Consider the following 12,574-nt stretch of genomic DNA (forward strand, 5'->3'; position numbering starts at 1 on the left):
GCAGAGAGATCGAAGGCCAGCATCGTCACTGTCAGGGCAGGAGCGGAATAAAAACTGATCCACAATCGCATGAACTGTCCGATTCGTCACGCACTTGAAAAAAACAGATAGGATCCAATAATTCGGAGAATCCGGTAATTCGTACGGTTTGACTTGCATCCCGGTCAGGCCTTTCATATAATCAACATATACAGGTTACGGACCTCAACCAGTTTAAGGATAACGACTGTAAATCGTTAAATAGGGGGAGGTTTTTTTGTGTTTTATTTGATTGATAATTATGATTCCTTTGTTTACAATCTGGCGGCCGATCTGGAACATATGGGGCATGAAGTCCTGGTTGTGCGCTCAGACGACGTGACGACCGAGCAAATTCAAGCGTTGAATCCAAACGGTCTCATTCTTTCGCCGGGTCCGAAGCGGCCACAGGATGCAGCAGTCTGTCACAAGGTGTTAGCCGAATTTCAGGGATTAATTCCCATCCTGGGGGTTTGTCTGGGTCACCAGGTGATTGGGCAGGCCTTCGGGGGATGTGTGGAAAAAGGCCAGCGGCCGATGCATGGCAAACTGTCTTTCCTTACCCATGACGGAACCGGTCTGTTTCAGGGACTGCCGCCCCGCTTTCAAGTAACCCGGTACCATTCTCTGGTGGTTACAGAGAACAATCTGCCGCCTCAGCTTCAGGTCACAGCCCGCAGTGAAGACGACGTGATCATGGCACTCAAGCATGCAACGCTGCCGATTTACGGCGTTCAGTTTCATCCCGAAGCCGTCCTGACAGAGTACGGAACACAACTTCTTGCCAATTTCTGTCAAATCTGCCTCCAGGAGAAGCCAGACCATGCAGCTCATTAACACACTAGACCACGATGTGGAGATTGCTTCAATTTTTGATCTGATTCACGAAGAAACAGATGCCGTTTTTCTGGATTCGTCCAAGACCGGCAAGCTGGGCCGCTATTCGTTGATCGGTCGAAAGCCTTACTTGAAACTGGAGCAGGCGGATGGATTCCGTGTGAACGGAGTTCTTCAGGAGGAATCCTTTGAAGATTTTCTGTGCCGCTATCTGAAGGACCACTATGAAGCAACCCCTGCCGGACTTCCCCTGGCATCGGGAGCGATCGGCTATTTCTCCTATGATTACGGCAGAAAAAAACAGGGCATCGCCTCTTCCATGGATCAGGAGCTTGCGATTCCCGATGCTCTGCTGGTTTTTTACCATCAGTTCATCATCGCCGATCATGAAGAGCATAAACTGCATCTGATTGTTACTGACCCTCAAACTGCAACGATTCCACAAGCTGCAGCGGATACCCCAGTCACTGACTCCCCAGCGGCGCATGCGAAAGCGCCTGAACTCTCTTGGCCCGCCAGGAGCACAGCGGAACCCTCAGCCCAACAGAAATCCCAGGAATGGCTGTTGGAACAGATGCGGGAACTGGAACTCCTGGCCGCCGAGGCAGCCCGCAGAAGCGCTTTCGAATCCGAAGCAGCCGTCCGGCTTGGACCGGGCAGTCTCACAGCCAATTTCACCCACAGGGATTATTTGACCGCCCTGGGCCGGATGATCGACTACATTGTGGAGGGGGATATCTATATTGCCAATATGACCCAGCAGCTGCTGGTTGAATCCTCGATGGATCCCTATGAATTATTCCGCCGGCTTCGTCGAAGCAATCCCTCTCCTTTTGGTGGGTATTTTCAGTATGGAGATTTTCAGATCATCAGCGCTTCTCCGGAGCGGTTTCTGCAGATGAAGCAGCGTCAGGTGTCAACCCGTCCGATCAAGGGCACGAGAAAGCGCGGCCAGACCGCAAAGGAAGACGAAGCATTGAAAAAAGAGCTGGAGCAATCGGAGAAAGACCGCAGCGAGCTGCTCATGATTGTCGATCTGGAACGGAATGATCTGAACCGCGTATGCGTTCCCGGCAGCGTCATCGTTGATGAACTGTTTGCAGTAGAAACCCACGCCACAGTCTTCCATCTTGTTTCCAATATCACCGGCCGTCTGAGAGATCATCTGACGGTTGTGGATCTTTTGGAGTCCGCGTTTCCCGGAGGATCCATCACTGGTGCGCCCAAATACCGGGCCATGGAAATCATTGATGAACTGGAGCACTCCAGGCGGAATCTGTATACCGGTTCCATGGGCTGGATTTCCCTGAGCGGTGACTGTGACTTCAACATTGTGATCCGCACGGCTGTGCATCAGCAAGGCCGGTATCACATCGGTGTCGGCGGCGGCATTACCTGCGAATCGGAACTGGAATTTGAGTATGAGGAAACTATGCTGAAAGCCAGGGCGCTTTTGAAGGAACTGGGGGTACCAAATGAAACTCCTCTTGGATGAAGGCTTTCAGTTCGGTCTGGGCGTCTTTGAAACCATTGCTGTGGAAGATGGCCAGCCCGTGTTGCTGAACTGGCATCTGGAGCGGCTGAATCATTCTATGAAAGAACTGGGGATTCCGCGGAGCATCTCCCCTGCTGACTTTACTCTTTGCCTCACGCAGCACCTGGAATCAAACGGCATCAGTACGGATCTGCTCCCTCATCATGCGGTAAAACTCATGGTTTCCGAGCACAATACAGTACTTACCATTCGTCCGAATCCCTACACGGAGGAATCCCGAAGAAAGGGCTTCCAATTGGGATACAGTAAGGTCCGTCGCAATGAAACCTCCCCTCTGACCCGTCATAAAACCCTGAATTACGGAGACAATATTCTGGAGAAGCGGGCAGCGGCCTCCTGCGGACTCGATGATCTGATTTTTTTGAACAGTCGGGAGGAAATCTGCGAAGGCTCGGTTTCCAATATCTTCTTTGTCTCAAAGGGCAGAATCTACACACCTCCTGTCTTCTGCGGACTCCTGCCCGGCATCATGAGACGGTTTGTGCTGCAGCATGCGGAGGTCACCGAGATCGTTCTGACCAGGGCGTCCGTTGACGAAATGCAGGAATGCTTCGTCACCAATTCCCTGATGGGAATCATGCCGGTCCGTCGCCTGGGCAGCAAACTCTTTGACGAAACCGGTACAGCGCTAAAACTGCAGCGACTGGTTTTGGAACAGGTTAAAACCGAACAGCAGATATAATCATTTGTGCGGATTGCCGGGTAATCAGAAATTACCCGGCAATTCCTAATAATTAACAGAAATTGCCGGTTGAGCAATGGGGAGAATGTCAATGATCTGTACCGCTTCAAATCAATCTGTTGTGTTCTGTAACCAATCAATAAAAACTGTACTCCCTTTGTGCTATACTTTAGCCATAGCAAACGGAGGGTCAAATGATGAATTTCAAGTACACAGAAATCATGGATTATGTCAAAAATGAAATTTCGAAGGGAACGTACCAATCCAAACTGCCGTCAATTCGGGGAATGGCGATCCGATTTTCCTGCTCCAACTCCACGGTGATTAAAGCCTATTCCGAACTGGAGGATCAGGGAGTCATATACTCCGCCCCGAAATCCGGGTATTTCATCAACCACCGGCGCAAGGACGGCGGCTGGGATTTTGACTTTTACTCCGGAATCCCCCTCTCATCCTACCTGCCCTTCGACTCCATGGAAAAAGCCTATGCGTCGTCTTTCCGGGAGAACAACATGTCCATCATCAACTACAGTTACTCCCGAGGCTATGGCAAACTGAGAGAGCACCTGGGTCTGACGCAGAATCCGCCGGTATCCAGCGAGAACATCTTTATTCTGTCAGGAACTCAGAATTTTCTGAGTCTGATTATTGCCATGACCATCCGCAACGGCCAGAAAATCCTCGTGGAAAATCCGACCTACAACCTTCTGGTTGGGGCCATGGATGTCTTTGGCCAAAATATCCTGTCCGTGGAACGGACCTTGCAAGGGCTGGATTTGGACACCCTGGAAGAGAAGGCAAAAAATCACGAGTTCCGGTATTTTTTTACGATGACCCGGAACCACAATCCACTAGGCACCACCCTGTCCAAAGAACAGCGTAGCCGGCTGCTCAGCCTGGCCCGTGAATATGACTTCTATATCGTGGAAGATGATTATCTCATGGAGCTTTCCGATGAAAACAGCTTGTTTCATCAGGCTCCTGACCGCGTGATCTACATTCGCAGCTTCTCCAAGACCATCAGCCCGTCCCTTCGTCTGTGTGCCATTATCGTGCCGGACACGCTGGTCGAGGACATCTCCCACACCAATAATTACATGAACACCGGGGCTTCCCTGATCAGTCAGGATGTGCTTCATCGCTATCTGACCAGTGACGCTTATCACAAACACATCCGCACCCTGAAAGAGCGGATCGAAGAAAAGTGCACGCTGCTCAGCGAATGCCTCAAGGACTGCCCTTACCCCTTCCAGGTACCGCAATGCGGCATGTATGCCTACATCGAGCTGCCGCAGGATTTCCGCACCATGGAATTGCTGGACAATCTGGATGCCAGGGGCTTCCGCTTCCGTTCTGATGTAGAATTCTCGGTGACCCGTGAAGTCCGGGGTCTGCGAATCTCCCTTTCCCGGGTCGAGAAGAAAGCCATTGAAAAAGGCATTCAGGAGCTTCTGATGGAAATGAAAGCCATCAGTACGGCCAAACCCGTAACCAAGGATATCTATTTATAGCAATTCGAATCCTCAAAAAAACTAAGGCAGCGATTCCCCTCAGAGGGTTCGCTGCCTTTTCCGTTGCGATGATTGGTTCGGGTTGATCTTATCCACTTCATCGTGTTGAATATCCACTCTGTCTGAGCTACTTTGTTTGAGTGTCTGCTCTGCTTGAGCTGCCCGGCTGGAGTGTCTGCCCTGCTTGTCTTTCGATCAACCGGTGCGTCTGAAATACCTGGATTGATTGAGGTGCTACTTCATCGACCGGATTTCATCCATGACGAAATCCTTCAGCGGCTTGCCCGAGATCAGGACGGTATCGGGATCCACAATATCCGTTTTCACGGAGAAGAAGTTGATAAAGAGCTTATTTTCCTTCTGCTGGGAGGTTTCAAACTGTCCGGGGTAGAACACCACTTCGACCGTCTCATAGGGGAACGCCGCTCCGGCGGACTCCTTAACCTCATCAATGTTCAATGTCTTGATGGGTGTGAGCATCTGCTGTGTCATGGCCGGATCTTCCAGCATCCACATATTGTAATTCCAGAACCGGGATTCTTTTTTTGTCGGTCCGTTCAGCCGCTCGCGGTTGGAAATCGCCGAGAGAACCGTGCGAACGCTGCTTGCATTGAATTCACTGTCGTAGGCGGAGCCCATTTCCGGGGAGTGAGCCAGCTCATCCAGGAATCTCTCGTGGATCTTCTCGCGGTCCTTGATGGATGCCCAGATGAACAGCATGGTCTCCAGGGCTTTGGTGTTGATCTTAATTTCTTTCAGCATAGTTATTCCCTCCAAATTTTCTATCTATCCCTATTTTACTCTTTCTCTGTTAATTTGGTGCCCGAATCGGCAATTTTCTTTTACCCGGCAGTGTGAATCTGCCTTCCGGCTCTAAATTCCTGCTTCCTGCTTCCCATTACAGCAACCCGCCGTCAATGGTAATAATCTGGCCATTGATGTAGGCGGCTTCCTCCGACAGGAGAAACTGCGCGGTTTTTGCCACATCCAGTACAGTTCCCAGCCGGTTCGATGCCAGATAGCATACCATATTGTCCTTTTCTTCCTGAGTCAGGTTGTGATTCATCTCGGTATCAATGATTCCGGGCGCAATACAGTTCACCCGGATTCCCATGGGGGCCATTTCCTTGGCCAGGGACTTGGTGAAGGCGTTGATGCCGGCCTTGGTCATGGAATATACGACTTCATTGGCTGCTCCGTGCTGGGACCATATACTGGAAATGTTCAAAATCGACCCCCTGCGTGCCAGAAGATGCGGCAGGGCGTGGCGAGTCACATTGAAGGTTCCTTTCAGATTCGTGTCCATGAGGCGGTCATACTGCCCTTCCGTGGTATCCATCAGCAGTCCGTGATGACTGACGCCGGCATTGTTCACGAGGATATCGAGCTGTCCGCACAGATCAACGGTGTACTTTACCAGACGGGCTGCCTCCTCGTACTTTGAAACGTCTGCCTGACAGATTGAACCATTTCCGCCCATTCGGCGGATTTCCTCCAGAGCCTGCAAGGCCCGGTCCTCATCGGTTCGATAATTGATGATGACAAATATACCCTGCAAGGCGAGTTCCCTTGCGATGCTTTTCCCGATCCCCCGCGAGGAACCGGTGATGATTGCTACTTTATTCATGATATATCCTTGTTTCGAAAATAGTGCAGTCCGCCGGATCGTTGATCTCCGGGAAACTGATTCGCTTAACAGAACCATTATAGCGCAGTTGCAGGCAAAAGATAAGCCTTCCCATGGGGAAGGCTTACTTTGTGTTCTCCAGGTCCGGCCGCCAGAGCGGTCTTGGGGGAGATGTCTTATTTTATTGTCTGGTCCCGACTTATGCCAGCGGCTGTGCCGGAGGCTGAACCGGGGCATTCTGCGGTGAGTTCTTGATGATATCCGTCAACGCGGCGATGGATCCAAGGGAAGCCATGCCTTCTGCAGGCAGGATCAGCTTGTTGGCCGGGTTCTTGGAAAGTTCCTTCAGCGCTTCCACCTGTTTGAGCGCAATGACTCTGGCATCTGTGCCTGAATCAATGATGGAGCGGTTTACCCGCATAATGGCTGTTGCGTCTGCCTCTGCCAGGAGCTCGATGGCACGCGCGCGACCCTGGGCTTCCAGAAGCTGGGATTCTTTCAGACCTTCTGCCCGGCGGATGTTGGCTTCTTTTTCAGCTTCGGCCCGCAGGATGTTAGACTGCTTTTCACCTTCAGCTCTGGCAATCGAGGAATTCCGGTCACCTTCAGCAATCAGGATGGCGGCCCGTTTCTCACGTTCTGCCTTCATCTGTTTTTCCATGGCGTTCTGGATTTCTTCCGGCGGCACGATGTTCTTGATTTCGACGGATAAAATTTTGATGCCATAAGCATCGGTAATGGCGTCGACAATATCAAGCAGCTTCGAGTTGATCTTGTCACGGCCAGCCAGGACTTCATCCAGTGACATGTCACCAATGATGTTTCTCATATTGGTGATTGTCGAGTACATGATACCGTAGACATAGTTTTCAATGTTGTAGACAGCGTCCTTGGCATTGAGCACCTGATAGAAGATAACATTGTCCACAGAAATTTTGACGTTGTCCTTGGTAATTACATTCTGCGGCTCGATGTCCAGGATCTGCTGCTTCATGGAAATTTTCTTGCGGACAAAATCCATGAACGGGATAATGATGTGCAGTCCGGGCTGCAGGACACGATAGAACTGCCCCAGCCGTTCAACGACATAGACATATCCGGTGTTGACAACCTTGACCGACGAGAGAATGATGACAAGAACAAGCAGTGCGATAATTACTCCAATGATCCATCCCCACATAACTTTAATTCTCCTTTACGATATATAATCTATTGTTTTTAATTCCGACGATGCGGAATTGTTCCCCTGGATGAATGGTCGGTCCTTCATTGCGCAGCAGCCAGTAGATTCCATTAATCTTGTACTGCGTTTCCTCTGTGATTTCACGGTCTGCCGTATGTACGGTCCCCACGATTTTATCGGTCAGGATCGGTGTCTGGTCGATATTGCGCCGGACATACTTCCGGCTGATGTACGATCCAAAGACAAAAGAAACCGAACCGACCAGACAGGCAATTACGATCTGTCCCGGCAGGGAGACTCCGAAGCTTTCCGCAGCAATGGCTGCCAGAAAACCAAGCCCCATCCAGGAATAAAGTATATTGCTCGTGGTCATATCCAGGACTACGACGATTACGATGAGCGCTGCCCATAGCCACATCATTTGTTTTTCCCTCCAGTCCAGGTCAGCACCTGTCTGCTATTTCCTTCATCCTAACCGATGTTTATTAAAAGCTGATTAACGGTTACAAAAAAAATGTCCCCAGACCGTGGCCTGGCGACGAGTGGTGAATGTTAAATCTATTTTCAGGCTATATGAGACTGCATGTAAAGTGGCGGTTTTCGGAATATGGGGCTATTTATGGCCTCCGATATCCCTGCGCCAGAAAATCGGCTGATCCCGGAACTGCTCCAGGAAATCCATGATCCGGGATCTGGCTTCTTCCCGGCTGCCTCTGGCACAGGCACCAAAGATGCGGCCGCCGCTGGATCTTAATTCCCCATCCTGTTCTGTCGCTCCGGCGAGAAAGACCTTAATGTCCGGACTGGGATTGAACTTGAGAGGAATGCCTTTGGCATAGACGCCAGGATACCCCTGGGCCGCGCCAATCACGCACAGCGCCGTTTCATCCGCGATCTGAATATCCGCCGGAGTTAGCTGGCCATGGACAGCCTTGTCCAGGATCTGTGCCAGATCGGACTCCAGCACCATCAGAACCGACTGCGTTTCCGGATCACCAAAGCGCATATTGTATTCCAGGAGCTTCACCCCATCGGGGGTCAGCATCAGTCCGAAGAAGATGCAGGCCGGATCCTTCATCCCGGAAGCCTTGAGTCCCCGCTCCGTCGGCTTCAGGATATTCTCCAGAAAATCAGCCTGGGCCGCCGGACTGAAGAACGGGGCCGGAGCAATGGTGCCCATGCCGCCGGTATTTGGACCCAGATCGCCGTCGAAGGCGCGTTTGTGGTCCATGGCGGATCCCAGGATATGAATATTCTCGCCGTCATAAAGAGACAGGATTGATACTTCCGGACCGGTGAGGAACTCCTCAATCACGACGGTAGATCCCGCCTCCTGGAAACAATGATTCTCCATCAGTTCAGCCAGTGCTTCCAGCGCCTGCGCCTCGTTCTGGCAAATGATGACTCCTTTGCCGGCACACAGCCCGGAGGCTTTGACCACCAGGGGAAAGGACTGAGTCCTGACATAATCTTTTGCCTGGACCGAATCCGTAAAACTCTGATAGCGGGCCGTCGCTGCCCCGTGCTTCATCATGAAGCGCTTGGCAAAATCCTTGGATCCTTCCAGCTGAGCTTCTGCCTGACCGGGTCCGAAAATGGCCAGTCCCCGGGACCGGAACAGATCCGCAATCCCTTCGACCAGGGGACCTTCAGGCCCGACAACCGTCAGATCTATCCCATGGGCGGTGGCAAACTCCGCCATCGCCGCGTGCTCCGACAGCTCCAGGCAGCGACATTTGGGTTCCCGCGCAATTCCTGGATTTCCCGGGATTGCCACTACTTCCTCCACCAGATCCGATTGAGCCAGTTTCCAGGCCAGAGCATGTTCCCGCCCGCCTGAACCGATCAACATGATTTTCATCGCAGTTCTCCTAATGTCTGAAGTGGCGCAGGCCCGTGAAGACCATGGCCAGTCCGAGTTCGTTGCAGCGCTGAATGGATGCTTCATCCTTCACGGATCCGCCCGGTTGAATGATGGCGCGGATGCCATGGGCATGAGCCGCCTCGACAACGTCCGGGAATGGGAAGAAGGCATCAGAAGCCAGCGTAACCCCTTCCCCGGCATGCTCCAGCGCATAGCGGGCAGCGTCAATCCGATTGACGAACCCTCCGCCAATGCCGATGGCCGCACGGTCGCGGGTGACAACAATGGCGTTGGATTTGACAAACTTCACCACCTTCATGGCGAATAAGAGTTCTTCCATTTCTTCCGGCGACGGTGCTTTCTCCGTTACTACCTTCAGATCGTCCACCAGCATCTGATCTTCCTCCTGCAGCAGGAGGCCGCCGTCCGTTGAAATGACCGACAGGGACCGGCTGGGCTGGTCATTCATCTGAATCACGATCAGGTTCTTGCGGGTGCGCAGGCGTTCTAGCGCCTCCTCGGTAAAACCGGGCGCGCAGACGATGTGGAGCATGGTTTCCAGCATTTTCTCTGCGGTTGGTCCGTCCACTTCGCGATTGACCGCGACAATGCCGCCGAAAATGGAGACCGGATCACAGTCATGAGCCCGGGTATAGGCGCCCAGGGCATCGCTGCCCAGCGCGACGCCGCATGGAGTGTTGTGCTTGACCGCCGCGCAGCACGGTTCGTCAAAATCACAGACAATTCGCCAGGCGGATTCCAGATCCTTGAAGTTGATATAACCCATGCTCTTTCCGTTCAGCTGAGTCAGGGTTGTCATGAAGCCCGACTGGTCCTCTATTCCGTAGAAAGCTCCCTTCTGGTGCGGGTTCTCCCCGTAGCGCAGATCCTGGAGTTTATGCAATTTGAGCGTGAGCGTTTCCGGGAACAGCTCTTCGGAGCCCGCATCCATTGCCTGATCGGTTTTTGACTGAGCTTCCAGCCATTGGCTGATGCTGTGATCATAGGCGCTGGTCCGGCGGAAGACTTCCAGAGCCAGCTGTCTCCGGTAAGATTCCAGTTCCTTGCCAGACTGCAGACGCTTCATGAACTCCGGATATTGTGCCGGATCCGACAGTACATAGACGCCGCTGAAATTTTTGGCAGCCGAACGGAGCATGGAGGGACCGCCGATATCGATGAACTCGATCATTTCCTCGAAGGACAGACCCTCTTTCAGTTTCTCCTCAAATGGATAGAGATTGACGCAGACGACATCAATCGGCTCAATCTGCTCCCGGGCCAGGGTCTCCATGTGGGAAGCATCATCCCGGCGGGCCAGGATGCCCCCGTGGATGTTGGGATGGAGCGTTTTCACCCGGCCATCCAGAATTTCCGGAAACCCGGTGACGCTTTCCACGCCCCGTACCGGAATCCCCGCTTCCTTAAGATATCGGGCTGTGCCGCCCGACGAAAGAATGTCATAGCCCTGATCCATCAGAAACCGGGCCAGTTCAAGAACTCCTTCTTTATAAAAAACAGATATCAATGCATTCATCAGCTTATTTTTCCCCTTCTGTGTTCTGATTCACGATTCCCTGATTCTCTTCTTCCGTTGAATCACCCAATGAGGTTCCAAGACCTCTGACAACCTGGAGCAGTCCTTCCACCAGGCACTGATGTTCCAATGGCAATATTCGAACCTGCAGGTCTCTGGGATTGTCCGTCGGCAAAACCGCGACTTTCTTCTGGACCAGGATCGGTCCCTGATCCACGGCTTCACTGACCAGATGACAGGTGCAGCCGGATTCTGTCTCTTTGGCTTCCAGGACCGCTTCATGCACATGGATGCCATACATGCCCCGCCCGCCAAACTTGGGCAGCAGGGAGGGATGGATATTGATCAGCCGGCCCTCAAACTGACGGACCAGATCTCTTCGCATAATCGAGAGATAGCCGGCCAGTACGATGACATCGGCACCTGCCGTCTCCCGGGCTAAGCGATCATTGAACTCCGGTTCATGCCGGTTCAGCTCGGCTGTGGGAATCCCATAGCGACTGGCTTTCTCCAGCGCCGCGCAGGGCCGGTCCGACAGGACTTTGACCACTTCATAGGGTGCGTCAGGCTCCAGACTGAATTTCACTACGGCTTCCATGTTCGTTCCGGAACCCGAAGTCAGGACCATAACCCGGGCGCGGGGCTTTACTGCAGGCATATGGCTTCCTCCGCCTCACCGCGAAGCTCCACCCGGCCCAGAACGACCGGTGCTTCGCCCTGGGCGGACAGGATGGCCAGTGCTTCCTCCACGGCTTCCGGGGCGACGCACAGTGTAAAGCCGATGCCCATGTTGAACGTGTTGTAAATGGATTTTTCATCCGCCCCGCGGCGGATCGCCTCCATAAAGAGTTCTGGCACCTCATAGCTTTTGGTGTCAACCACTGCCTGGAAGCGATCGTCATGGAACATCCGGGGGATATTCTCAATGAAACCGCCGCCGGTAATATGGGCCATGCCATGGACTTTCACCTTTTCCAGGAGAGCTTGGACGGACTTGACATAAATCCGGGTTGGCGTCAGCAGAACCTCGCCCATGGTTTTGCCCTGGAATGGCTCGGACAGATCCGTAAAGAGCTTGCGTACCAGGGAATAGCCATTGGAGTGGAATCCGGATGAGGGCAGTCCGATCAGAACGTCCCCGGCCTGAATATCCCGGCCGTCAATGATCTCATCTTCTTCCACCACGCCAACACAGAACCCGGCAATATCATATTCTCCCGGCTCGTAAAAGCCCGGCATTTCGGCGGTTTCACCGCCCACCAGAGCGAGATTGCCCATGAGGCAGCCATCCGACACGCCTTTGACAATATCCGCCGCTACATTGGAATCCAGCTTGCCGCATGCCAGGTAATCCAGGAAAAACATCGGCCGGGCGCCGTGGCATAAAATGTCATTGACGCACATCGCCACCGCGTCGATGCCGATGGTATCATACCGATCCATGGCAAAGGCGATCTTGAGCTTGGTTCCTACCCCATCTGTCCCTGATACCAGCACGGGTTTTTTATATCCTGCCGGAATCCGCATAAACGCTCCGAAAGAACCTAACACGGACAGCACGTCCGGGTTAAGTGTCCGCTTGGCATACGCCTTGATTTTCTCGACCGTCCGGTATCCCTCGTGAATATCCACGCCTGCTGATTTATAATCTGTCATAGTCTTCCCCTCTCATTTTTCAAATGGTTGCCCAGATGGCCCTTTATGATTCATACATCCGGTTGATCTGAGTGTTTTCCATACCTTAATGACTTCCTGTTTTC

The 12,574-nt window shown here is 52.6% G+C and carries 12 protein-coding genes; 4 read left to right on the forward strand and 8 right to left on the reverse strand.

Annotation, left to right across the window (positions count from 1 at the left end; all coding sequences use genetic code 11):
* The first annotated feature begins 258 nt into the window (after positions 1-258).
* The 4 genes from P6M73_RS09530 (at position 259) to P6M73_RS09545 (ending at position 4,603) form a co-directional block, all read left to right on the forward strand.
* Positions 259-855 carry an anthranilate synthase component II gene (locus P6M73_RS09530; RefSeq protein WP_277852824.1) on the forward strand — a complete coding sequence of 199 codons (597 nt, stop codon included), beginning with the start codon at positions 259-261 and terminating at the stop codon, positions 853-855.
* Entirely contained in the window at positions 842-2,350 is a 1,509-nt protein-coding gene (gene pabB, locus P6M73_RS09535; protein ID WP_277852825.1) for an aminodeoxychorismate synthase component I, read from the forward strand. The genes P6M73_RS09530 and pabB overlap by 14 nt, the downstream gene beginning before the upstream one ends.
* Positions 2,331-3,092: an aminotransferase class IV gene (locus P6M73_RS09540; RefSeq protein WP_277852826.1), complete on the forward strand. Its 762-nt coding sequence runs from the start codon at positions 2,331-2,333 to the stop codon at positions 3,090-3,092. The genes pabB and P6M73_RS09540 overlap by 20 nt, the downstream gene beginning before the upstream one ends.
* Before the next feature lie 194 nt (positions 3,093-3,286).
* A complete protein-coding gene (locus tag P6M73_RS09545; protein ID WP_277852827.1) occupies positions 3,287-4,603 on the forward strand; it encodes an aminotransferase-like domain-containing protein in 1,317 nt (438 codons plus the stop codon).
* A 234-nt stretch (positions 4,604-4,837) separates the two neighbouring features.
* On the opposite strand, the gene P6M73_RS09550 is transcribed toward P6M73_RS09545, so the two are convergent.
* The 8 genes from P6M73_RS09550 to purM form a co-directional block, all read right to left on the reverse strand.
* Positions 4,838-5,365 (reverse strand): TDE2712 family protein, encoded by a 528-nt coding sequence (locus P6M73_RS09550; RefSeq protein WP_277852828.1) that lies wholly within the window; start codon positions 5,363-5,365, stop codon positions 4,838-4,840.
* A 136-nt stretch (positions 5,366-5,501) separates the two neighbouring features.
* On the reverse strand, positions 5,502-6,230 hold the full coding sequence (gene ymfI, locus P6M73_RS09555) for an elongation factor P 5-aminopentanone reductase (RefSeq protein WP_277852829.1): 729 nt from the start codon (positions 6,228-6,230) through the stop codon (positions 5,502-5,504).
* A gap of 199 nt (positions 6,231-6,429) precedes the next feature.
* Positions 6,430-7,410 carry an SPFH domain-containing protein gene (locus tag P6M73_RS09560; RefSeq protein ID WP_277852830.1) on the reverse strand — a complete coding sequence of 327 codons (981 nt, stop codon included), beginning with the start codon at positions 7,408-7,410 and terminating at the stop codon, positions 6,430-6,432.
* Positions 7,411-7,414: 4 nt separating this feature from the next.
* Positions 7,415-7,834, reverse strand: coding sequence for an NfeD family protein (locus P6M73_RS09565; protein WP_277852831.1), 420 nt, complete (start codon positions 7,832-7,834; stop codon positions 7,415-7,417).
* Between the two features lie 192 nt (positions 7,835-8,026).
* Complete coding sequence (purD, locus tag P6M73_RS09570; protein ID WP_277852832.1) at positions 8,027-9,274, reverse strand: phosphoribosylamine--glycine ligase; 1,248 nt, start codon at positions 9,272-9,274, stop codon at positions 8,027-8,029.
* Between the two features lie 10 nt (positions 9,275-9,284).
* Positions 9,285-10,814, reverse strand: coding sequence for a bifunctional phosphoribosylaminoimidazolecarboxamide formyltransferase/IMP cyclohydrolase (purH, locus tag P6M73_RS09575; protein ID WP_277852833.1), 1,530 nt, complete (start codon positions 10,812-10,814; stop codon positions 9,285-9,287).
* A gap of 4 nt (positions 10,815-10,818) precedes the next feature.
* Positions 10,819-11,472 carry a phosphoribosylglycinamide formyltransferase gene (gene purN / locus P6M73_RS09580; protein WP_277852834.1) on the reverse strand — a complete coding sequence of 218 codons (654 nt, stop codon included), beginning with the start codon at positions 11,470-11,472 and terminating at the stop codon, positions 10,819-10,821.
* Positions 11,460-12,470 carry a phosphoribosylformylglycinamidine cyclo-ligase gene (purM, locus tag P6M73_RS09585; protein ID WP_277852835.1) on the reverse strand — a complete coding sequence of 337 codons (1,011 nt, stop codon included), beginning with the start codon at positions 12,468-12,470 and terminating at the stop codon, positions 11,460-11,462. The genes purN and purM overlap by 13 nt, the downstream gene beginning before the upstream one ends.
* Positions 12,471-12,574: the final 104 nt, after the last annotated feature.

Source organism: Anaerococcoides asporogena (assembly GCF_029590275.1).
Taxonomy (GTDB): Bacteria; Bacillota; Clostridia; order Clostridiales; family Clostridiaceae; genus JG1575.

What these genes read in the sequence shown, in the direction of transcription:
- pabB (WP_277852825.1), top strand. Translation starts at nt 842, where the DNA reads ATGCAGCTCATTAACACACTAGACCACGATGTGGAGATTGCTTCAATT.
- P6M73_RS09540 (WP_277852826.1), top strand. Translation starts at nt 2,331, where the DNA reads ATGAAACTCCTCTTGGATGAAGGCTTTCAGTTCGGTCTGGGCGTCTTT.
- P6M73_RS09545 (WP_277852827.1), top strand. Translation starts at nt 3,287, where the DNA reads ATGATGAATTTCAAGTACACAGAAATCATGGATTATGTCAAAAATGAA.
- P6M73_RS09550 (WP_277852828.1), bottom strand. Translation starts at nt 5,365, where the DNA reads ATGCTGAAAGAAATTAAGATCAACACCAAAGCCCTGGAGACCATGCTG.
- ymfI (WP_277852829.1), bottom strand. Translation starts at nt 6,230, where the DNA reads ATGAATAAAGTAGCAATCATCACCGGTTCCTCGCGGGGGATCGGGAAA.
- P6M73_RS09560 (WP_277852830.1), bottom strand. Translation starts at nt 7,410, where the DNA reads ATGTGGGGATGGATCATTGGAGTAATTATCGCACTGCTTGTTCTTGTC.
- P6M73_RS09565 (WP_277852831.1), bottom strand. Translation starts at nt 7,834, where the DNA reads ATGATGTGGCTATGGGCAGCGCTCATCGTAATCGTCGTAGTCCTGGAT.
- purD (WP_277852832.1), bottom strand. Translation starts at nt 9,274, where the DNA reads ATGAAAATCATGTTGATCGGTTCAGGCGGGCGGGAACATGCTCTGGCC.
- purH (WP_277852833.1), bottom strand. Translation starts at nt 10,814, where the DNA reads ATGAATGCATTGATATCTGTTTTTTATAAAGAAGGAGTTCTTGAACTG.
- purN (WP_277852834.1), bottom strand. Translation starts at nt 11,472, where the DNA reads ATGCCTGCAGTAAAGCCCCGCGCCCGGGTTATGGTCCTGACTTCGGGT.
- purM (WP_277852835.1), bottom strand. Translation starts at nt 12,470, where the DNA reads ATGACAGATTATAAATCAGCAGGCGTGGATATTCACGAGGGATACCGG.